The following is a 21,969-nucleotide window of genomic DNA, read 5'->3' on the forward strand; positions in this document are numbered from 1 at the left end:
TTGAGTGGAGACTTGAAGCAATTACAGCAGAAACTTCATATTCAATTCAACAATCGGCAGCTTCTGAAGCAGGCTTTTACGCACGCTTCCTACGTAAACGAACATCGGTTCAGTCAGCATGCAGATAATGAGCGTCTGGAATTTCTGGGTGACGCTGTTCTGGAACTGACGGTGTCTGAGCAATTGTACAATCAGTACCCTAACCGGCCCGAAGGCGAACTAACCAAGTTGCGTGCAGCTATTGTCTGTGAGCCTTCTTTGGTGAAGTTTGCTGTCGGGCTTGAGTTTGGGCAGTATGTATTGCTTGGAAAAGGTGAAGAGCTGACAGGCGGACGTACTCGTCCTGCTCTGTTGGCTGATGTGTTCGAGGCGTTCGTAGGCGCGCTTTATTTGGATCAGGGTCTGGAAGCCGTCCGGTCGTTTCTAGAACGTTATATTTTTCCTCAAATTGTATTAAACGGTAAGCTTCAGATGAGTGATTTCAAAACAGAGCTTCAGGAACTGACGCAGCATCATAACATGGGGATGCTTGAATACAAGATTGTCGAGGAACGCGGACCTGCCCATGAACGCGAGTTTGTAGCCGAGGTATATATGGACAGCGAACGGCTGGGGGCAGGTACAGGACGCTCCAAAAAGGAAGCTGAGCAGCAAGCGGCGGCAGTTGCTTTAAACCGTTTGAAGCTGGCGGAATCGTAATCGGTACCTGAGCGGCCCGAACGGGTGACGCAAGCAGAGGACACAAAGTAAGAGCAAAGGGCAGTCCGCGGGGAGTCCCGGCCCATAATGGCGAATGGACTGCGTTTTGCTCTTTTTTCGTGGCTTTACTGCTGTAAAGTGAACGTCGATACTGTGCTTTTTTCAAATTAGTCTTATGCTACAATAAGGATAATTCAATCAATCAGGTCAATGAAGTTGTACAAGCATATTTGAATGTTAGAGGTGAGATTGAGCATGTTTTTAAAGCGCATTGAGCTGGCGGGCTTCAAATCGTTTGCAGATAAAACGGAAATGGAATTTGTCCGCGGCATTACGGCAGTCGTCGGACCCAATGGGAGTGGAAAAAGTAATATTTCCGACGGAATTCGTTGGGTGTTGGGCGAACAGAGTGCCAAATCACTGCGTGGCGGCAAGATGGAGGACATTATTTTTGCAGGTAGTGATGCTCGTAAGGCTGTTAATTACGGTGAAGTATCACTTACGCTAGATAATGAAGATCAGGCATTGCCTCTGGATTTTGGTGAAGTGACGGTAACGCGACGTGTGCATCGGAGTGGGGATAGTGAATATTTCATTAATCGTCAATCATGCAGACTTCGGGATATTACTGAGCTGTTTATGGATACAGGGATTGGTAAAGAAGCTTATTCGATTATTGGGCAAGGACGTATTGAAGAAATTTTGAGTACCCGATCTGAGGATCGACGGGGTATTTTTGAGGAAGCCTCGGGTATCGTAAAATATAAATCACGTAAAAAAGATGCAGTTCGCAAGCTGGATGAAACAGAGCAAAATTTGCTGCGTATTCACGATTTGGTCAGTGAACTAGAGGATCAGATTGGACCTCTTAAGGAGCAGTCTGAAAAGGCGATTCATTTTAAAGAGCTGCGCAGTGAATTAAAATCAAAAGAAATTTCGATGTACGTCCATCAAATTGAACAAATTCATACTTCGTGGAGCGATGCGACTTCCAAACTAGCTTTGTTGCAGCAAGAGCAGCTTCAGTTGTCTACAGTAGTGTCCCGCCATGATGCAATGCTGGAAAACGATCGTAATGAATTACGGCAGCTGGAAGAGCAAGTAGAACGTCTGCAAAAGGATCTGCTGCAATACAGTGAAGCTACGGAAAAAAGTGAAGGATACGGTGAATTGCTCAAAGAGCGCACACGCAATTTGGAGGCCAATCGGGAACAATTGATCTTATCCCTCAGCACAAGTGAATCACGGCATTCCGAACGCAAAAGCGAACTGGATCAGCTGAACGAAAAGCTGTCAGCGCTGAATGTAGAGCTGGACGAGTTGCGTGCGCGTCTGTCTGATGAAGAGGCCAAACTGATTGGCGTCACAGGTGGAATCAGCCAGGAGCAGGAAGAAAGCCTAAAGGGTGGTCTGCTGGAGCTGATGAATCAGATGGCGCAGGCGCGTAACGAAATTCGTTATACCGACCAACAGAAGGAAGCGTTGGAACGCCGAGTGAATCGCGTCAGTGATGAATCCGGCAAATGGGAAGCCCAAAAAGTCGAACTTGAACAGCGCAAAAAAGGGTTGGAAGCGACGATTCAGAAGCTGGGACAGGAAATTAGCAGTTTGCGCAGTGGCTATATTCAGGGAAGTGAACAGTACCAGGCCCTGCAAAAACTACTGGAAGAAAACCAGGGCACGGTTCGTAAATGGGAACAAAAACGTGAGGCTCAAATTTCACGGCGAGATACGATGAAAGAAATGCAGGATGACTTTGACGGCTTCATGCTCGGAGTTAAAGAGGTGTTAAAGGCTTCACGCAAAGGAACTTTGCACGGTGTGCATGGAGCAGTAGCGGAGCTGATTCGGGTACCTGAGCATTTAGAGCAGGCGATGGAAACCGCTTTGGGCGCTTCAGTTCAGCATATTGTGATGGAAAATGAATCGGTATCCAGACAGGCGATCAGTTTTCTAAAGCAACGTCAATTGGGCAGAGCGACATTCTTGCCTATGGACGTTATCCGCCCGCGTCAGATTGGTGCTGGAGAACGTCAAATTGTGGAAAGCGCAGAAGGCTTTGTCGGGATCGGTGCAGATCTTGTTCAGTACGATGATCGATATGCCGGAATCGTAGGCAGTCTCTTGGGGAATGTGGTCATTGCCCGTACGCTGGAAGATGCCAATCGTATTGCGGCCCGTTGTCAATATAGATATCGTGTTGTCACGCTGGAAGGCGATGTTGTCAATGCAGGTGGTTCCATGACTGGGGGGAGCCAGTTCAAGAAAAATGCTAATCTGCTGGGCCGTAAACGTCAGCTGGATCAGTTGGATCAAGACATTCTAGACACGGAACAGCAAATTGCCAGGTTGCGCCAGAGTGCAATAGATACCAAACGACAGTTGGAGGAGACACAGACCCGTCTGGATGAATTGCGCCAGGGCGGCGATGTGAAGCGGACCGAAGAGCAGCAGATGGCAATGGAGCTCAAACAACTTGAGCATGAACTTCGTCATGTTCTGGAGCAGGTAGCTGCGTCTGGCCAGGAGAAAAAAGGCTTTGACCAGGAAATCAAGGAGTTGGAAGCTTCCCGTGCAGAAGCACTGGTAAAGTTGGCTGCGCTGGAGGAAGAAGAGAAGAAAACGCATCAAGCCATTCACGCTGCCGAATTTGCTCGTAAAGCGAATGAATCAGCCAAAGAGCAGCTGCAAGGAGAGCTCACCAATCTCAAGGTAAGAGAAGGCAAGTTGGACCAAGAGCGCTTTTCATTGGAAGAGCAGATTCGCAGACTGCGTGGGGATTATGATACCCTTGGTAAGGATTCAAGACAAAACAAGACCTTGCTTGCTTCCATCGAAGCGGATTTGCTCACCAATGAGCAGGAGACCGTGAAACAAATTGAGAATCTTAATCAATACCGTTTGAAAAAGGAAGAAGCTGCAGAGCAATTGGAATTCAAACGGGCTGCACGCAGCAGCTTGTCCAAAAAACTGGAAGTTGCTGAGAATGACACAAAAGAACAGCGAATTCAGCTTAAGTCGGTGGAGGAACTGCTTCGCCAAACAGAAATTGGAGTAAACCGACTTGATGTGGAACTGGAAAATGTTTTGAAAAAATTAAGTGATGATTATGAACTCAGCTATGAGCTGGCCAAGCAACGTTACCCTATACCGGAAGATATTGAAGGTACGCAGAGTGAGGTGGAAAGGCTCAAACGCGGGATATCTGCGCTGGGTGAGGTCAATCTGGGTGCTATTGAGGAATACCAGCGTGTACATGAGCGCTATACGTTTCTTGATGAGCAAAAGTCTGATTTGGTAGAGGCCAAGACAACGCTTTATCAGGTTATTCGTGAAATGGATGATGAAATGTCCAAGCGCTTCAAGACCACGTTCGATGCGATTCGTCGCGAATTTGGAACGGTTTTCTCCAAGCTGTTCGGAGGCGGACGTGCAGACCTTGTGTTGCTTGATCCGGAACGTTTGCTGGAGACAGGCATTGACATTGTAGCTCAGCCTCCAGGCAAAAAACTTCAAAACTTACAGTTGTTGTCAGGCGGTGAACGGGCTCTAACAGCAATGGCTTTATTATTTGCCATTTTACACGTTAAACCTGTTCCATTCTGTGTACTCGATGAAGTAGAGGCAGCATTAGACGAAGCAAATGTGGTGCGTTTTGCTCAGTATTTACGGGAATTCTCAGAGCAGACACAGTTTATCGTAGTTACACACCGTAAAGGCACCATGGAAGAATCCGATGTGCTGTACGGGGTTACGATGGAAGAAGGCGGGGTTTCTAAACTCGTATCTGTCAAGCTGGACAACGATGAAGCTGAGATTGCCTGACATCAAATAACATACTTTCAGATCAACGGAGGGAATCCATGAGTTTCTTTAGAAAATTGAAGGAAAGCATCGCAAGTAAAACGGAATCGGTCACAAAGCAGTTCAAAGACGGTTTAGAAAAAACACGTAAAGGTTTCGTCGAAAAAGTAACGGACCTGATGATTCGCCGTAAAAAAATTGATGAGGAATTTTACGAGGAACTGGAAGAAATTCTGATCGGAGCGGACGTAGGCGTCAATACCGTTATGAACCTCATTGAAGACTTGCGGGGAGAAGTGAAAAAACGCAAAATCGAGGATGCGTCCGAGTTACAGCCTGTACTGTCGGAAAAGCTGTCTGAGTTGCTGCGGGGGAATGACAATAGTCAGCTCAAAATGAATCCAGACGGGATTACGGTCATTCTATTCGTAGGCGTCAATGGAGTCGGAAAAACAACGACCATTGGCAAGTTGGCTCATCGTTTTAAACAAGAGGGCAAAAAAGTATTGTTGGCTGCTGGAGATACATTCCGGGCGGGCGCGATTGAACAGTTGGAGGTTTGGGGCCAACGGGCAGGTGTAGAGGTCATCAAACAGCAATCTGGTTCTGATCCAGCTGCGGTTATGTTTGATGCCGTACAGGCTGCCAAGCAGCGTCAAGTAGATGTTTTGTTATGCGATACAGCAGGACGTCTTCAAAATAAAAGCAATCTAATGGAAGAATTGAACAAGATTTTCCGCGTTATCCAGCGTGAAATTCCAGACGCTCCTCATGAAGTGTTGTTGGTACTTGATGCGACGACTGGACAAAATGCACTTAACCAAGCCAAGCTGTTTGGTGAGAAGAGCGGCGTAACCGGTCTGGTACTGACAAAATTGGATGGAACAGCAAAGGGCGGGATTGTTGTTGCTATCCGTCAGGAATTGAATTTGCCTGTTAAGCTGGTGGGCTTAGGTGAAAAAGTGAATGATCTTCAACCGTTTGATTCAGAACAATTTGTTCATGCATTGTTCGCCGGTTTGATCCAAGAAGAGGCTGTCGAAGCTGGCGAGGAAGAGCAGAACTAATCCGTTTGATTAGACTTGCTTATAAGTCTGGGACTAAGCAGTGCTCCTGTTGCCGCGTAAGTCCGCCCAATTGTATAATGAAAGCAAAAGGTTTGACGATGCCGGATAAATTTCTTGTATAAAAATATTACTCAGGAAGCCGGGTGAAAAACGATGGCAAACACCTATACTTATTCCCGCCGGGAAGAAGTAGCTAACGCGATTACACATGGTATTGGAGCCGTTTTAAGTGTAGCAGCGCTTGTGCTACTCATTGTTTTTGCTAGCATGAAAGGAACTGCTTGGCATGTCGTAAGCTTTACAATTTACGGGATTACAATGCTGTTGCTGTATACCAATTCCACGTTGCTTCATAGCCTGCGTGAAGGAAAATTGAAGGATTTGTTCGAAATATTCGATCATTCTTGTATTTACCTGTTCATTGCAGGTAGCTACACCCCTTTTATGCTCGTTGCCTTGCGAGGTACTCTGGGATGGACGCTATTTGGAGTGATTTGGGGGATCGCTTTGTTTGGTGTACTGTTCAAGGCGTTCTTCACCAAACGCTTCCTGTTTATGTCTACTGTGTTTTACATTATAATGGGCTGGCTCATTACAATTGCCTGGAATCCCCTGATGGCCATTGTTCCCGCCGGAGGGATGACGCTATTGTTCGTGGGTGGTCTTATGTATACGCTGGGCACGATTTTTTATGTGTGGCGGGCATTTCCATATCACCATGCGATCTGGCATCTGTTTGTTTTGGCAGGCAGCATACTTCATTTTCTGGCTGTTCTGCTGTATCTTACTCCAGTAAGGGTTTGAGTGAGAGGGGCAAAAAAGTCGATCTATTCTCCCGTTTAAGGGCAGTGGATCGGCTTTTTTTTGTATGACAAGGGATAACGCTTGACATCTTCTTTTCTTTTATGTATGATAAGGAACGTTGAAAAGAACTGTAAAGTGTTTTTCCTTGACGATGGAGGTATACACGATGAGTCAGGAGAATCGGCTGGAAAAGACAAACCGGATTAACCGACTGTTTGACTTCTATGAACCTCTACTTACAGAGAAGCAACAGATGTTTTTAAAATATTACTTCCATGATGATTTTTCTTTAGGGGAAATTGCATCGGAATTTCAAATTAGCCGTCAGGCAGTCTATGAACATATTAAACGTGCTGAACAGGTATTAGAAATGTATGAGGAAAAGCTTGGATTGCTAAGTAAGCATGAACGTAGAATCCAAGATTTAGAGGAACTGAATGCGACATTATATGATGCATTCGGAAAAGTTGGTAAGCCCGATAAGGATACATTGCAACATGTCCAACAAATTGTAAATCGCCTGCAGGAATTGTAGGATATATAAATGAAGAACTAACAACCCTGGTAGACAAGGAGGTGCGAAAGTATGGCATTTGAAGGATTATCGACTCGCTTGCAAAATGTATTCAGTAAATTGCGCGGCAAAGGAAAAGTGTCTGAGGATGATGTAGCTCAGGCGATGCGTGAAGTGCGATTGGCTTTGCTTGAAGCGGACGTTAACTTCAAGGTTGTAAAGGACTTTATTGCCAAGGTAAAGGAGAAATCCGTTGGTAAGGAAGTGATGGACAGCTTTACGCCAGGCATGGTCATCATCGACATTGTAAACAAGGAATTGACCGAGTTGATGGGTGGCAGTCAGGCCAAGCTTGCCAAAGCAAACAAACCGCCTACAGTCATTATGATGGTGGGTCTCCAGGGCGCAGGTAAGACGACGACGTCAGGTAAACTAGCGAAGTTGTTGCAAAAGCAAAACCATCGTCCATTGCTTGTAGCTGGTGATATTTACAGACCTGCCGCGATCAAGCAGCTTCAGATTCTCGGTGAGCAGATTAACGCACCTGTATTTACATTGGGAGATCAGACAAGCCCGGTGGAAATCGCAAAACAGGGTTTGCAGCATGCTAAGGATAATGGTAATGACTACGTTATTATAGATACTGCCGGTCGTCTTCATGTTGATGAAGAACTGATGGAAGAGTTGCGCCAGATTCATACTAATGTCAAGCCGGATGAAGTTCTGCTGGTTGTAGATAGCATGACAGGACAGGATGCAGTTAACGTTGCGGAGCACTTTAACAATAGCCTTGAGTTAACGGGAGTTGTACTGACAAAGCTGGACGGCGACACTCGTGGGGGCGCGGCCTTGTCGGTTAAAGCTGTGACAGGATGCCCGATCAAGTTTGCTACATTGGGTGAAAAGCTGGATGCAATGGAGCCATTTCACCCTGAGCGGATGGCTTCACGGATTTTAGGCATGGGTGACATGCTGTCCCTGATTGAAAAAGCGCAGTCCAATATCGACGCGGATAAGGCGAAGGAAATGGAACGGAAAATGCGCAATGCCGAGTTTACTTTCGAGGATTTTCTGGAGCAAATGGATCAGGTTAAGAAGCTTGGCCCAATCGACCAGATTCTCGATATGATTCCTGGTATGGGCAACATGAAGCAAATGAAAGACATCAAAGTGGATGACAAACAGATGGGCCGGATTGAGGCTATCGTTCATTCGATGACTAAACAGGAAAAGCAAAACCCAGACATGATTAATCATAGTCGTCGCAAGCGGATTGCTGTAGGCAGTGGAACATCGCTGGCTGAGGTAAATCGTCTCATTAAGCAATTTGACGAAATGCGCCGTATGATGAAGCAGTTCTCAGATATGATGGGTCCTAAGGGTGGCAAAAACAAGGCTCTGAAACAGCTGAAGAGTATGGGCAAAGGTATGAAGTTTCCTTTCCGCTAAAAGGTCGATAGGCCTTTGGAGTTATAGGATAGCAATATACAGTCTACTTTTTGAAGGAGGTGAATTTTCGTGGCAGTTCGTATTCGTCTGAAACGTATGGGTGCACATAAAGCTCCTTTCTATCGCGTCGTGGTATCTGATTCCCGTTCCCCGCGTGACGGTCGTTTTATCGAAGAAATCGGTTACTACAACCCTATTACAGTACCAGCGGTTGTAAAAATTGATGAAGATAAAGCGCTGAAATGGTTGCAAGATGGTGCACAAGCATCCGACACTGTTCGCAACTTGCTTAGCAAAGCGGGCGTGTTGAAAAAGTTTCATGAGCTTAAAACACAGAAATAAGGTGCTGATACGGAGGGTCAACCATGGAAGAATTAGTGATAATCATTGCTAAGGCTTTAGTCGATCATCCGGATGATGTGACCGTGAAGACCTTGGAGAAGGATCGACTTGTAGTGTATGAACTTAGTGTACATCCTGAGGATGTGGGCAAGATCATTGGCAAGCAGGGACGTATCGCCAAGGCGCTTCGCACTGTGGTTGCATCAGCAGCCGTTAAGATGGATAAACGGGTTACCGTAGACATCATATCTTAAAGATATACGAAAGTGGGTTAGGATGTATGTCCTAACCCTTTTTCGTACATGATGAAGATGATATGGAGCGGAGCCGATTATATGCAGGAGGAACACGATGCAGCAAATGTTTAATGTCGGGAAAATTGTGAATACACATGGAATTCGCGGTGAGCTAAAAATATTAACGACAACTGATTTTCTTGAGGATCGTTTTGCCAAAGGCAGCGAGCTATTGATTGTTCCAGCAGATGGCAAAGCACCGATTCCCGTAACTGTAGAAACAGCTCGTTTTCAAAAAAATATGGTTGTCGTAAAATTTAAGGAATATCACAACATCAATGATGTTGAGAAATATAAAGGTACTTTGTTAAAGGTCTCTGCTGAACGGTTAGGAGAATTGGAAGAAAACGAGTTTTACTTTCATGAAGTAGTCGGTATGGAAGTAGTAACGGAAGACGGAACTAAGCTCGGTGAGGTAAAAGAAATTTTGACACCGGGAGCGAATGATGTATGGGTAGTCCAAATGCCTAAAGGTAAGGAACTGCTATTGCCGTATATAGAGGATGTTATTTTGGATGTAAACGTGCGCGAAAAACGGGTTACAGTACGATTAATGGAAGGTCTGCTGTAATGCGGGTGGATGTACTGACCCTGTTTCCAGAGATGTTTGATGGCGTTTTTAATGCAAGCATTCTGGGAAAAGCAAGGGATAAGGGGATTGTATCACTGCAAGCGGTTAATTTTCGCCAGTATGCCGGCAACAAGCATGGGCAAGTGGATGATACGCCCTATGGTGGTGGAGGCGGCATGGTTTTGAAGCCAGACCCTATTTTTGCTGCCGTGGAAGCGCTGTTGGATAAATCAGAGCAATCAACATTTGAAGCTGCCGTTGAAGGTATTGGAGATGAAGATGCCGAACATAACGCAGACATAAAAACTCCGCGTATTATTTTGATGTGTCCACAAGGAGAGACTTTTACGCAAAAAAAAGCGGAAGAGCTTGCCAAAGAGGACCATCTTATTTTTATATGTGGACATTATGAGGGTTATGATGAGCGTATTCGAGAGCATCTGGTGACGGATGAGCTTTCGATCGGAGATTATGTATTGACTGGTGGCGAGCTACCAGCCATGGTCGTCATTGATAGTGTGACACGGTTGTTACCAGGAGTGTTGGGTAATGAAACGAGTGCGGTAACAGATTCGTTTAGTACAGGACTGTTGGAATACCCACATTATACTCGGCCTGCTGAGTTTCGGGGCTGGAAAGTGCCGGATGTACTCTTATCAGGGCATCATGTCAATATTGACTCTTGGAGACGACAAGAGGCGTTACGTCGTACGATGGAACGTCGACCGGACTTGCTGGAACAGGCTGAACTGACAAGCAGGGAGCGCGCGTGGATTGAGGAGCAGCACCAATTGGACAGTTCGAGGGACAAGCGATAAAGCACTATTAACATGAGTGGATTTGAAAGCAGGCAGGGACCTGTTTTATAATGAAGTCAATTAAATAATGTTTGGTCAAATCCCTTTTTGTTGTTGCAATGCGGTAACCTCCATGATACAATACATCTGTTGTGTGTAATACGGTGGTCCTCTGTGGATGATGAAGGAAACGGAAGAGTTTCCAGAAGAAACATGAACACCTGTACGGAAGGAGGGAGTCATAGATGAATATCGTCCAAGCGATTACTGAAGAACAACTGCGTAAAGATCTGCCTAACTTTCGTCCTGGTGACACTTTGAAAGTGCACGTGAAGGTTATCGAGGGAACTCGTGAGCGTATCCAGTTGTTTGAAGGTGTAGTAATTAAACGCCGTGGTGGTGGAATCAGTGAGACTTTTACAGTTCGTAAAATTTCTTACGGTGTAGGTGTGGAAAGAACTTTCCCGCTTCATTCCCCAAAAATCGATAAAATCGAAGTGGCTCGCCGTGGTAAAGTGCGTCGTGCGAAGCTTTATTATCTTCGTGAACTGCGCGGTAAAGCAGCGAGAATTAAAGAAATTCGTCGTTAATACAACGAATAACGAAAGGGGCTTGGTTACAAGCTCCTTTCGTTTTTTCTACGTACATAGGGAACTGTGGATTATTGACCGTAAAGAGAGGACAGTGAGCTATGGAGCAAGAAGTAGGACAAGGAGCTGTGCAGCAGCCAACTGATCAGGATGGTACGCCCAAGCGTAAACCAAAAAATGAGATTTTTGAGTGGCTCAAGGCCATCATTATTGCGTTAGTGCTTGTCTTTTTAATCCGCTGGCTTCTCTTTAAGCCTTTTATTGTGGATGGTCCGTCAATGCAGCCTAACTTTCATACCGGAGAACGCGTCATTGTAAATGAGATTTTGTATGATTTTCGTGCTCCTAAACCGGGTGAAGTGATCGTGTTCCATGTCCCGGAAGAAAAAAGAGACTTCATCAAGCGCGTCATTGCCGTTGCGGGTGATACGGTCAAGGTAGAAGGTGACACGATTACAGTAAATGGTAAGCCGATCCAAGAACCTTATCTCAAGGCTCCTTTGGAAGAAGCACATCAAAATGGCGAACTTTACAACAAGTTTACCAATTTTCCAAATGAAAAGTTTAAGAATGGAAAAGTGCCAGAAGGGCATATTTTTGTTATGGGCGATAACCGTTCCAATAGTACAGACAGTCGGATGATTGGATATATTGATTTGAAGGAAGTCGTGGGCCGGGCTGATGTCATTTTTTGGCCTGTGATGGATATGCAGTGGATTAACCACTAGAAATAACTAATAAGCAGCATAGCTGCCGTAATCCTAACTATGACCCTAAGGGTGAAAGTAGGAGTTACGCTCAATGGGGTGATGACGGTGACGATTCAATGGTTTCCTGGTCACATGACCAGAGCGCGCCGCCAAATTGAAGCAAAATTAAAGCTGATTGATTTGGTTATTGAGCTGATTGATGCTCGGTTGCCGCTTTCCAGCCGAAATCCAATGATTGATGATATTTTGCAAGGCAAGCCGCGAATGATTATTTTGAACAAGGCAGATTTGGCGGACCCTGTAGTATCACAGCAATGGATTGCCTACTTTAAGGAACAGGGGCATGTAGCCTTTCCAGTAGATGCCACGACAGGGACGGGGCTCAAAGAAATTCCGGTTCAGGCCAAGCTGTTGCTTAAGGAAAAAATAGACCGGCAGATTTCGAAGGGAATGAATCCGCGTCCTATACGTGCTTTGATTGTCGGTATTCCGAATGTCGGCAAATCGACATTGATCAACCGAATGGCAGGACGTAATATTGCAGCTACGGGTGATCGCCCCGGAGTAACGAAGGCACAACAGTGGATCAAGACCGGAGAAATTGAATTGCTGGATACACCAGGTATTTTGTGGCCTAAATTTGAGGATCAGAACGTGGGCTATCGTCTAGCAGTTACAGGCGCGATCAAGGAAGAAATTTTAAATGTAGAGGACATTGCCTTTTTCGCGACAAAATATCTTGTTCAATATTATTGGGATGCCATGGCAGAACGTTTTGAGCTTACCGAACGCCCTGAGGATACAGAAAATCCAGATGATGTTGTGAACGTTATGGAGGCTATCGGACGTAAGCGTGGCTGTATTGTTAGTGGTGGACGTGTAGATCTCGAAAAGGCGTCAAAAATTATTTTGCGTGAGCTACGTGCAGGGAAGCTGGGACGATTCAGTTTAGAAGCACCATATTGATAGAGCTGGTACATCTGATACAGAACATTGCATTTTGTGGCAAGGAAGAACCTTCCCCATCTCTCCGGAGAGGAGGAAGGTTTTTTGGTATGTAAAGGTAGATAGAAAAGGGTTTTGAACAGTAGAGGTCTGTGGTAAGCTGAATTCAATTGTTAGAGCTACGGCATGATGAAGCTTAAACTACGTAAAGATGGGCAGGTATTGAATATGGAAGCTAAAGAGAACGCAGTAAAGGACATGCTGCACTATGAAAAAAAATGCTGGGAACAATCTTGTGAGCGGATTGCAGGTATTGACGAGGTAGGGCGTGGATGTCTGTTTGGAGATGTTGTGGCGGCAGCAGTCATTTTACCAGTTGGTGAGTTATTGGAGGGGGTAGACGATTCCAAAAAATTGACGGACAAGAAAAGAGAAGCCTACTACGAACTGATTATGGAGAAGGCGATTGCTGTAGGAGTTGGTCATGTAGACGCGCGGATGATTGATGAAATCAATATTAAACAAGCGGCTCGTTTAGCTATGAAAAAGGCTGTTGAGGCTTTACATGTGTCTCCTGATTATTTACTTGTGGATGCAGAAAAGGTAGATGTACCTATTCCTCAGCTATCCATCATTAAGGGAGATGCGAACAGTCAGTCTATTGCGGCAGCTTCTATCATTGCCAAGGTGACTCGTGATCGGCTATGCAAAGGTGAATGGGATGCGAAATATCCGGAATATGGGATTGGTATACATAAAGGTTATGCTACCAAGTTGCATAGAGAACAAATTTTGGCGCTAGGGCCTACAGAAATGCATAGACGCAGCTTTTTAGGCAATTTGTTGACCGAGCAACCAACGTTGTTTGATCTGTAGATACTTATTATGAATCAGGACAATACCGATATAAAGTATATCTAATATTACAGACCCTTTTGAGTAGGGGGAGAGTGAGAGGAGGGGCGATATGAACATCGGATCTGTATTCCGGGGATTACTTGGAGATGTGAAGGCGGGAGAGGCGAAAAAACTTGATATGCAGCCAGGCCAGGTCGTAAGAGGAGTCGTATTAAAGGTGTCTGAGGACGGCGACGAGGCTGTATTGCAAATACAGGGTTCTCAAGTCAGGGCAAAGCTGGAGACCCCTCTTCAACCTGGACAGACTGCAACGTTTCAGGTACAACCGGCTTCTTCCAGCGGAATGACTGTGCTTAAGCCTCTGAATGATGCTGCCAATATGCCACAGCAAACCGTAGCGCTGACAGACGTATTGGAATCGGTGGGACTGCCGGATACAGCTCAAAACAGGGAGCTTATACAGGCAATGCAAAAGAATGGTGTGCCGTTGACATCGGAAAATGCGGCTTCTTTGCAAGAAGCCTTGTCGAAGCAAAGCGGCAATGTACAATTGGGAACGTTTGTGCAGGCAGCGGCAGTTGCCTTTCAGCGGGGACTTCCATTAACGGCCGAAAGCATAAATGGATTGCGTCAAACAATGTTTGGGCCTCCTTTAAATGATTTGTTGTCATCGTTGGAGCAAGAACTTGAAGCGGTGTTAAAGCAGCAAGGACAGGGAACGCCTACTGACCGTTCAGTAGGGGAAGCAACCACAATAAAAAGCACTGACCGAACGTCAGTTAGTCCAACAGGCACTTCTTCTGTGGTGATTGCAGAGGGACAGGAAGGCCAAGCTTTAACATTGTCCAAGGATGCTTCTGCCTCTGCTGCTACAAAACAGGCAGAAACAGGACAACAAGTCACAGGCGGCAAGGAATTGTTAAAAGGGACTCAGGCAGCCAATCTCGCTGCTACAGTAAGCGAAGCGAGTGTTTTGGCTACAGATTCGGATACTTCGGCGGGATCTACTGCATTTGCATCCAACGGGACTGCTTCAGAAAAACCGCAAGCAGTTAGCGGGCGAGGAGCGACAGTGGTATTGGATGCTGGTGCCAATGCGCCTGAATCGGGCGCTGCTGATGCATTAAACGGCTCCCGCGTCAAAGCGGAGCAACAACAGCAAGCCACTGCGGCAGGTACGCAGCTTAAGGATGCCGATGGTGCTCCAACTCCGGCCACGGCAGAGTCTACGGGGACGAAGTCTGCCTTAAACGCAGTCACGGCAGACCGTCCTTCCGCACAGCAAGCCGCTGGCTCTACGCTACCATCCGCGACGAACAACGCTACTGTGCCAGAGGCGCCGCTCCAGCGGCTGCGCCTCCTGCTGCAAGAGCTGCGTGCAGCAGTGCCACCCGAACTGAGCACGGCTGCGCCAGATCAGTCCTCAGCAGAGGTAACGCAGCCAGCGGCTGGCGCTTCGCGGACTGCGGATGCCACTGCTTCACAGTCTGCGGCGCCCAGCATGCAGCTCAGCCCCACGGAGGATCCGTGGGTAGGCCGTGTGCTGAAGCTGCTCGGTGCAGAGCACGAGCAGCAGGTACACCGCTCGACTGCGCAGCTCGCGCAAGGGGCGGCGGCACGTACGGAGCCGCCTGAGGGAGTGTTGCAGACGCTGCCGGGTTTAGCGGCTACGACAGACAACTCCGTGACAGCGGCCGCAGACACCGTTAAAGGAGCGCTGCTCCAGTTAATGAGCAGCGAAGACCTGCCGTCCGCTTTGAAAGAGGCGGCTCAGCAGGTTGTACAGCACCTGACAGGCCAGCAGCTGCTGCTAAATACAGACCGAACGGCGCCTTTTGCACAAGTGCATATGTTTATACCGTTTATTGGACCGGACGGTCGTGAAACAGCTACAATCCAGATTCAGTCCCGCCGTGGCAAACGCGGAGAGCTGGATGCCTCCAACTGTCGACTTTGGTTTGATTTGGACATGAAGGGGCTTGGTCCAACGCTGGTGGATGTGCAGGTTGTAGATCGGATTGTAAGTCTCAAGCTTCATAATGATCAGGAATGGGCGGCTTCGCTATTAACGAGTGGGCGTGAGTCCATTCGTACCGCGCTGGAGTCGCTAGGCTACCAACTTTTAACACTGCGTACCGAGCCTATGCCCACAAGGGCTGAACAGAGCAGCCCCGCCTCTTCAGAGGTACAAAGCTATGTGCCTCAGCCGTACAAAGGAGTCGATCTTAAAATATGAAAGAGCCCTTGGAATCTCCTTCTCCTTCCATGAAGAAGGCGGTCGCCCTTAAATATACACCTGGTGAGAGCGAAGCGCCGATCGTCGTTGCCAAGGGGAGCGGCCGCATTGCGGATAGCATTTTGGAAAAAGCCAAAGAACATGGTGTTCCTGTTCAGGAGGATGCTGCGCTGGTTGAAGTGCTGTCCAAACTTGATTTGGACGAGCAAATCCCTGCTGAACTCTATCAGTTGGTAGCAGAGGTGCTAACCTATATATATCAAATGGATCGGCTTGCTCCAAGGGATGACTGGTGATGGGAAATGAAATGAAGACTAGAGGCAAGGACCAGCGGAAAGCCAAAGGAGCGATGGGCGAAGAAGCCGCGGCTTTGTTTTTAGAAAACTTGGGTTATCGTATCTTGGAGCGCAATTGGCGATGCCGTAGTGGAGAAATAGATCTGATTGCCAAGCAGGAGCACATACTCGTATTTATTGAAGTACGTAGCCGAAGCAGCTCTAAATATGGAACACCAGCCGAATCAGTTACTGCACGTAAAATAACCCAGGTTCGCCAAACAGCCGCAGTATACTTGCATATGAACGGAATGGGAGAATCTCCAATCCGTTTTGATATGATTTCTGTACGATTATCTGCTGAAACGGCTGTTGTTACGGACCATTTTATAGATGCCTTTTAAAAAAGTAAGAACTTCTTTGGATGTTGGAACACAGGACTGAATTCATATGTACAGGTTGACAGAAAGGAAAGCTGCAGGTATATTTTATTGAGAATAGTTATCATTTTCATTCTATAATGAATATCTAGTCGTTGTACCTGTGAAGGAGGATTTACGTGACAAAGCATACCTTTAGTGAACATGTCATAGATGTAATTCAGGAACGCCGGACGATTAAACGATTTAAACCTGACTCTATCCCGGTAGATACGATTAAAGAACTACTGAACGTCGCTGTATGGGCTCCTAATCATAAAATGCGTGAGCCGTGGCGTTTTCTGTTGTTTGCTGGTGAGGGACGGAAAAAGCTTGCAAAAGCCATTGCAGCCGATATTGGTAAAGACAACAAGTTTGAGAGTGGAATTCTGCACAACCCGATTCAGCTTTTAGTGGTGATGGAAGAAGATCCGCGTCAAGCGGTTTGGGATGAGGATCTTGCAGCAGTCAGTGCGCTTGTTCAAAACTTTATGCTTGCTGCATGGAGCAAAGGGATCGGAACGTTTTGGGTGACAAAACCATTTCTGTATTCGCCTAAATTCCGTGATTGCTTGGGAATTCAACCAGGTGAGAAGGTAATTGGAATGATATATGCAGGCTATCCTGAAGTTATCCCGGAATCAAGACCACGTACTCCAGTAGCCGATAAGCTAACCTTAATTGACAAATAATCTGTCGGCAGATAAGCTTAGTTGAGGATTTGAAATTAGGGTTGAGAGCTAATTTAGAACATTATATTTGCAATAAATGAAGATTTGGAAGCACCTTTTTTCATATAGGCAATGATTCCCGAGAGGGACATTTCAATATGAGGAGAGGTGCTTTTTTGATATGTATGGAAAATTACATGAAGCTTGTCTATATGGATAGATGGCGTTCTGACCGGACGGCCAAGCGACCAATCAAAATTGTACTGCCAATGAACAAGTCATAATCCATTCCTATGACCATTATCCCAAGCAGAGCATATACCGTTGCGTGAGCAAGAAGCGCTGATCAGTAATAATGGAGGATTACAGCGATGTATTGGGTCAGCTACACGCCAAACGTGCGTTAGTTATCGCTGCAGCAAGAATGCATAATATTCTGCTGATCCATAAAAGCGTCAAATTTACGGTCAGCGGATCTTCTCCAATCGTGCAGCTCTCGGTAATTCTATTCGTTCTCACGGAGTTCCTTGATCTTCATTTGTAGCGTGGCAATCCGCTTGAGCAGCTCTCCGTCGTTTTTCGTTCGCTCACTTCAATCAAGTTTTAGACCATAGCCCTGACATCGCGGGGCTTTTTTTATTGCCTAGTGATAAAGATAGTCACTTTTTCCAATCCGTTTGTCTGTTTCGATTCTATAAAAACTAGCATATTCTATATTATCAAAAAAGAAGGGAAGTTGATTCGAATGGGAAAAGTAAATTCTTCTAGAAAAATTCTGAAACCTACGCGTCGCCTAAGAACTAAAGCAGGTACCGCATTCATTTTTAATATCAGCAATGTAGGTCCGTTTTTATTCCAAAGGCGCTTGAACCTGACTGGGTTTGTTAATTCCTCAAGTAGGGTACTTGTCTCGATCTCGGAAATTGGCATTTTTAGCGGTCAAGTTAAACCGTTTCAGGGAGATGCTACCATGACGATCCATAACGTCGTTCCGAACGACGACGGTATAGTAATTGTACGTGGGAATACTGGCTGGGGTAGTCCCCTCAATATACGACTTTCAGTCGTGGTTTTCTAATCGTTCAGACCTGCCAAACGCACTTCTCACGGGTGAAAACTGAGAACTCCCACCACTACGCGGAAATAAAATGTTGAATTCGCGGCAGCGCACAGAGCAAAAAAAGTCCTGACATCTCAGGATTTTTTTTGTTTCTTCAATTTCTCATCAGACTTACATAGCCTTCGGCTTCTTCTCTTCTTTTTAGAGTTACATCATCGTGGAAAGTAAACTCGACAATACATCGTTCCTGATAAATTTAAAATTGATAGTATTTATGAAATTATAAGAAAATCACAAATGTGTTTAATAGAGCCTAAAAGAAAAAAGCAATCTCCCGCCGAAAGAAAAACCGCTTAGTATTGTCAAACCCTTGATATTACTTGGTTTTTCAATGCGTGACAATGTATCATAATATCCTTCTTATGGGACCGCCGGGTGCTGGAAAAACGATGCTCTCCAGGAGAGCCCTTAGAACCTTCTTCTCCTTCCATGAAGAAGGCGGTCGCCCTTAAATATACGCCTGGTGAGAGCGAAGCGCCGATCGTCGTTGCCAAGGGGAGCGGCCCATTGCGGATAGCATTTTAGAAAAAGCCAAAGAACATGGTGTTCCTGTTCAGGAGGATGCTGCGCTAGTTAAAGTGCTGTCCAAGCTGGATTTGGGCGAGTCCCGGAATCAAGACCAGGTACCCCAGCAGTCGATAAGCTAACCTTAATTGACAAATAATCTGTCGTCAGATAAGCTTAGTTGAGGATTTGAAATTAGGGTTGAGAGCTAAATTTAGAATATTATATATGCAATAAATGAAAATTTGGAAGCACCTTTTTTCATATAGGCAATGATTCCCGAGAGGGACATTTCAATATGAGGAGAGGTGCTTTTTTGATATGTATGGAAAATTACATGGAGCTTGTCTATATGGGATAGATGGCGTTCTGATCGAAGTTGAGACTGATTTGTCCAATGGCTTGCCTCAGACCGCGATTATCGGATTACCGGATTCAGCGATTCGAGAGGCAGTAGAGCGTGTGAGAGCAGCAATCAAAAACTGCGGTTTCAAATATCCGTCCCAGCGTGTCACGATTAACTTAGCTCCTGCAGATTTGCGTAAGGAAGGCTCATCTTTCGATCTTGCTATCGCTTTAGGCTTGCTGACAACCAGTGGACAGGTTGTCTTACCAGTAGGGGAACGAACGCTGTTTATTGGCGAGCTGGCACTAGATGGCAGCATTCGTCCTGTAAATGGGGTGTTGTCTATGGTTGATCTGGCCAAGCGAGAAGGATTCGATTCCGTGCTGCTTCCTCAAGAAAACGCAAGCGAGGCTCGTCTAATTGCGGATATACGTATTTACGCTATACGCCATCTGGTGGATCTTATCCCGGTTAATGATCATGCACAAGCCACCCCGGACGGCCAAGTGACCAATCAAAATTGTACTGCCAGTGAACAAGTCATAATCCATTCCTATGACCATTTACCCCGAGCAGAGCATATACCGTTGTGTGAGCAAGAAGCGCTAATCAGTAATATGGAAGATTACAGCGATGTATTGGGTCAGCTACACGCCAAACGTGCGTTAGTTATCGCTGCAGCAGGAATGCATAATATTCTTCTTATGGGACCGCCGGGTGCTGGAAAAACGATGCTCATCCGCAGGTTGCCCTCGATCCTGCCGCCTTTGACTGAAAAGGAGTCGCTAGAAGTGACCAAGGTATACAGCGCAGCAGGAAAATGGAAGGACTCATCGCCCCATCTCATGCATGTTCGTCCCTTCCGTGCGCCTCATCATACGATCTCTGCTGCTGGATTGGTGGGCGGAGGAGGCATACCCAAACCAGGAGAAATCAGTCTTGCACACCGAGGGATTTTATTTCTCGATGAGCTGCCTGAGTTTAGCCGTCATGTACTAGAAGTGCTGCGGCAGCCTCTGGAAGACCACCATGTTACAATCAGTCGTTCACGTGCAGTGTTTAAGTATCCGGCGCATTTTTTACTTGCAGCTTCTTTGAATCCGTGTCACTGTGGCTTTTTCGGCAATAACACGGAACATCAGCGCTGTACCTGTTCACCTGCAGCAGTAGCTCGATACCGCTCACGTATTTCCGGTCCATTGCTGGATCGAATTGATCTTCAGCTTGAGGTATCACAACCGAAGGATTGGCGGGAGGAAAAAGAATCACTGTCGTCTGCTGATATGAGAAAGCAGGTGTTGGCTGCTCGAGTAATACAAATCCGCAGATACAGCAAGCTTCCTTTTTCATGGAATAGTGAGCTGTCCGGTCAGATGCTGCGTAAATATGCGGTTTTAGAACAAAATGCAGCGGAGTTGCTTGACCAGACGATGGATGCACTTGGTTTAAGCATGCGTGCGTATGATCGAATTCTCAAGCTGTCCCGCACCATTGCAGACTTACAGGAGTCAGAGAAAATTACGACTTCACATGTGGCTGAAGCTATTCAATACCGCCAGATGGATAGAGCAAATTCCAATTTTCCCGAAATGTAAAAAGGCGATAAAATAGCAGATACAGTACATCATTTTTATGAAAAAGTTTTTCCAAAGGGTATGTATACGAGAGAAAACGGAAATAAGGACAAAAAAAAGCTCCAGGCAAAAAGACCTGGAGAAGCAAAAAAGATTATGACAATAGTGATTATACTATGAGTATATCAATTTCGTATATACGATTATGCATCATCTCCCATGTTACTTGATGGAAAAACAACAAGCCCCTCGACCAATATGGTTGAGGGGCTTGTTGTGAAATTCATTCTAACTCTATGTTACAAAACGTTCAGCTTCACTTCAATATTACCGCGGGTAGCGCGGGAGTATGGACATTGTTCATGTGCGCCTTCCACCAGTTTTACCGCAGTTTCATGATCAACGCCTTTGACCAGAACGTCGAGGTTTACTCCGATTCCGAAGCCGCCGTCTTCGACTTTGCCAAAATGGACCGTAGCTGTGACTTCGGTACCTTCATGTTTAACACGTTGCATGCGAGCGACCATATTTAAAGCACTGTCAAAGCAAGCAGAATAGCCTGCTGCGAATAGCTGCTCTGGATTCGTACCTGTACCGCCGGCGCCACCCATTTCTTTTGGAGTATCAATATCTAAACGAAGTTCAGGGGAAGAAGACTCGATATAACCGTTACGTCCACCAACTGCTTTTACTGTTGTTTCATACATTTTTTGTTGAATGGTCATCATAATCCAATCACTGCCTCTCGCTCAATTTGTATTTTACACAATTTAATTTATCAAAATAATTATTTTTTGTAAAGTATTTTATGCAATTAGAATGTACTTTGCTATATAATGTGCTAAAATAATGACGAAAGTAGGTGACTAGACAGCATGGAAAACAATTCTAATGAACACGCGGCGTTGAAACTTGATAATCAGTTATGCTTTGCCATATATGCATGCTCCAGAGAGATTACAAAGCTGTACCAGCCTTATCTAGAAAAGCTTGGTGTAACGTACTCACAATATTTGGTACTTATCGTGCTCTGGGAGCGTGAAGAGTGTACAGTGAAGGAATTGGGTGAGGCGTTATATTTGGATTCCGGCACACTAACTCCACTATTAAAGAGGTTGCAGAATGCCGGGCTGATCGATCGAAAGCGTTCCACTCAAGATGAGCGTAAGGTGCTGATTTCTTTAACGACAGAGGGAAGAGCGTTGCGGGATAAAGCCCTGTCTGTACCAGGATGCATACAGGAAAAAACAAGTATGACTCATGATCAATTTGGGTCGCTTCTGCTTCAGTTTAATGATCTGCTCGATCGTGTTCATCAAGCGAATGTACAAATTGAAAAATCATAACAGGTACTTTCGGTTGCTCTTGTGAATTTATG

22 protein-coding genes and 2 pseudogenes are annotated in these 21,969 nt (G+C 45.8%); 23 read left to right on the forward strand and 1 reads right to left on the reverse strand.

Features of this window, described 5'->3' with window-relative positions; genetic code table 11:
- The 22 genes and pseudogenes from rnc (at window position 1) to PPM_RS09790 (ending at window position 20,612) form a co-directional block, all read left to right on the forward strand.
- Window positions 1-699 carry a ribonuclease III gene (gene rnc / locus PPM_RS09690; RefSeq protein ID WP_013309856.1) on the forward strand — a complete coding sequence of 233 codons (699 nt, stop codon included), beginning with the start codon at window positions 1-3 and terminating at the stop codon, window positions 697-699.
- A gap of 255 nt (window positions 700-954) precedes the next feature.
- Complete coding sequence (smc, locus tag PPM_RS09695) at window positions 955-4,524, forward strand: chromosome segregation protein SMC (protein WP_013370642.1); 3,570 nt, start codon at window positions 955-957, stop codon at window positions 4,522-4,524.
- A gap of 38 nt (window positions 4,525-4,562) precedes the next feature.
- Window positions 4,563-5,570: a signal recognition particle-docking protein FtsY gene (gene ftsY / locus PPM_RS09700; protein WP_013370643.1), complete on the forward strand. Its 1,008-nt coding sequence runs from the start codon at window positions 4,563-4,565 to the stop codon at window positions 5,568-5,570.
- A 153-nt stretch (window positions 5,571-5,723) separates the two neighbouring features.
- Window positions 5,724-6,374 (forward strand): PAQR family membrane homeostasis protein TrhA, encoded by a 651-nt coding sequence (gene trhA / locus PPM_RS09705; RefSeq protein WP_013370644.1) that lies wholly within the window; start codon window positions 5,724-5,726, stop codon window positions 6,372-6,374.
- 166 nt (window positions 6,375-6,540) lie between these two features.
- Complete coding sequence (ylxM, locus tag PPM_RS09710) at window positions 6,541-6,909, forward strand: YlxM family DNA-binding protein (protein WP_013370645.1); 369 nt, start codon at window positions 6,541-6,543, stop codon at window positions 6,907-6,909.
- 51 nt (window positions 6,910-6,960) lie between these two features.
- Window positions 6,961-8,337: a signal recognition particle protein gene (gene ffh / locus PPM_RS09715; protein ID WP_013370646.1), complete on the forward strand. Its 1,377-nt coding sequence runs from the start codon at window positions 6,961-6,963 to the stop codon at window positions 8,335-8,337.
- 69 nt (window positions 8,338-8,406) lie between these two features.
- Window positions 8,407-8,679 (forward strand): 30S ribosomal protein S16, encoded by a 273-nt coding sequence (rpsP, locus tag PPM_RS09720; RefSeq protein WP_013370647.1) that lies wholly within the window; start codon window positions 8,407-8,409, stop codon window positions 8,677-8,679.
- Between the two features lie 23 nt (window positions 8,680-8,702).
- The gene (locus PPM_RS09725) at window positions 8,703-8,933 is read left to right on the forward strand and encodes a KH domain-containing protein (RefSeq protein WP_013370648.1); all 231 of its coding nucleotides are present in this window, start codon (window positions 8,703-8,705) and stop codon (window positions 8,931-8,933) included.
- A 97-nt stretch (window positions 8,934-9,030) separates the two neighbouring features.
- On the forward strand, window positions 9,031-9,546 hold the full coding sequence (rimM, locus tag PPM_RS09730) for a ribosome maturation factor RimM (protein WP_013370649.1): 516 nt from the start codon (window positions 9,031-9,033) through the stop codon (window positions 9,544-9,546).
- A complete protein-coding gene (trmD, locus tag PPM_RS09735) occupies window positions 9,546-10,364 on the forward strand; it encodes a tRNA (guanosine(37)-N1)-methyltransferase TrmD (protein WP_013370650.1) in 819 nt (272 codons plus the stop codon). Before rimM ends, trmD begins: the two co-directional genes overlap by 1 nt.
- A 224-nt stretch (window positions 10,365-10,588) precedes the next feature.
- Window positions 10,589-10,933: a 50S ribosomal protein L19 gene (gene rplS, locus PPM_RS09740; RefSeq protein WP_007429998.1), complete on the forward strand. Its 345-nt coding sequence runs from the start codon at window positions 10,589-10,591 to the stop codon at window positions 10,931-10,933.
- A 101-nt stretch (window positions 10,934-11,034) separates the two neighbouring features.
- Window positions 11,035-11,661 (forward strand): signal peptidase I, encoded by a 627-nt coding sequence (gene lepB / locus PPM_RS09745; RefSeq protein ID WP_013370651.1) that lies wholly within the window; start codon window positions 11,035-11,037, stop codon window positions 11,659-11,661.
- A gap of 87 nt (window positions 11,662-11,748) precedes the next feature.
- Window positions 11,749-12,609: a ribosome biogenesis GTPase YlqF gene (ylqF, locus tag PPM_RS09750; protein WP_014599660.1), complete on the forward strand. Its 861-nt coding sequence runs from the start codon at window positions 11,749-11,751 to the stop codon at window positions 12,607-12,609.
- A 168-nt stretch (window positions 12,610-12,777) separates the two neighbouring features.
- The gene (locus tag PPM_RS09755; RefSeq protein WP_025676862.1) at window positions 12,778-13,464 is read left to right on the forward strand and encodes a ribonuclease HII; all 687 of its coding nucleotides are present in this window, start codon (window positions 12,778-12,780) and stop codon (window positions 13,462-13,464) included.
- Window positions 13,465-13,555: 91 nt separating this feature from the next.
- Window positions 13,556-15,682: a hypothetical protein gene (locus PPM_RS09760; RefSeq protein WP_013370654.1), complete on the forward strand. Its 2,127-nt coding sequence runs from the start codon at window positions 13,556-13,558 to the stop codon at window positions 15,680-15,682.
- Window positions 15,679-15,978 (forward strand): EscU/YscU/HrcU family type III secretion system export apparatus switch protein, encoded by a 300-nt coding sequence (locus PPM_RS09765; RefSeq protein ID WP_013370655.1) that lies wholly within the window; start codon window positions 15,679-15,681, stop codon window positions 15,976-15,978. The genes PPM_RS09760 and PPM_RS09765 overlap by 4 nt, the downstream gene beginning before the upstream one ends.
- Window positions 15,978-16,361, forward strand: coding sequence for a YraN family protein (locus PPM_RS09770; RefSeq protein WP_013370656.1), 384 nt, complete (start codon window positions 15,978-15,980; stop codon window positions 16,359-16,361). The genes PPM_RS09765 and PPM_RS09770 overlap by 1 nt, the downstream gene beginning before the upstream one ends.
- A 155-nt stretch (window positions 16,362-16,516) precedes the next feature.
- Entirely contained in the window at window positions 16,517-17,068 is a 552-nt protein-coding gene (locus PPM_RS09775) for a nitroreductase family protein (RefSeq protein ID WP_013370657.1), read from the forward strand.
- A gap of 211 nt (window positions 17,069-17,279) precedes the next feature.
- Window positions 17,280-17,492: pseudogene (locus PPM_RS30490) on the forward strand (ATP-binding protein); the annotation flags it as partial.
- Window positions 17,493-18,529: 1,037 nt separating this feature from the next.
- A complete protein-coding gene (locus PPM_RS30610; protein ID WP_412534815.1) occupies window positions 18,530-18,619 on the forward strand; it encodes a hypothetical protein in 90 nt (29 codons plus the stop codon).
- Window positions 18,597-18,814 (forward strand): annotated as a pseudogene (locus tag PPM_RS29960) (EscU/YscU/HrcU family type III secretion system export apparatus switch protein). Before PPM_RS30610 ends, PPM_RS29960 begins: the two are co-directional and overlap by 23 nt.
- Before the next feature lie 178 nt (window positions 18,815-18,992).
- On the forward strand, window positions 18,993-20,612 hold the full coding sequence (locus tag PPM_RS09790; protein WP_013370661.1) for a YifB family Mg chelatase-like AAA ATPase: 1,620 nt from the start codon (window positions 18,993-18,995) through the stop codon (window positions 20,610-20,612).
- Window positions 20,613-20,890: 278 nt separating this feature from the next.
- Here PPM_RS09790 and PPM_RS09795 read toward each other — a convergent pair whose 3' ends face one another.
- On the reverse strand, window positions 20,891-21,319 hold the full coding sequence (locus PPM_RS09795; protein WP_013370662.1) for an organic hydroperoxide resistance protein: 429 nt from the start codon (window positions 21,317-21,319) through the stop codon (window positions 20,891-20,893).
- Window positions 21,320-21,466: 147 nt separating this feature from the next.
- Between PPM_RS09795 and PPM_RS09800 the strand changes: the two genes are divergently transcribed.
- Window positions 21,467-21,937 (forward strand): MarR family winged helix-turn-helix transcriptional regulator, encoded by a 471-nt coding sequence (locus PPM_RS09800; protein ID WP_013370663.1) that lies wholly within the window; start codon window positions 21,467-21,469, stop codon window positions 21,935-21,937.
- Window positions 21,938-21,969 lie beyond the last annotated feature (32 nt).

It is taken from the genome of Paenibacillus polymyxa M1 (assembly GCF_000237325.1).
GTDB lineage: Bacteria > Bacillota > Bacilli > Paenibacillales > Paenibacillaceae > Paenibacillus > Paenibacillus polymyxa_C.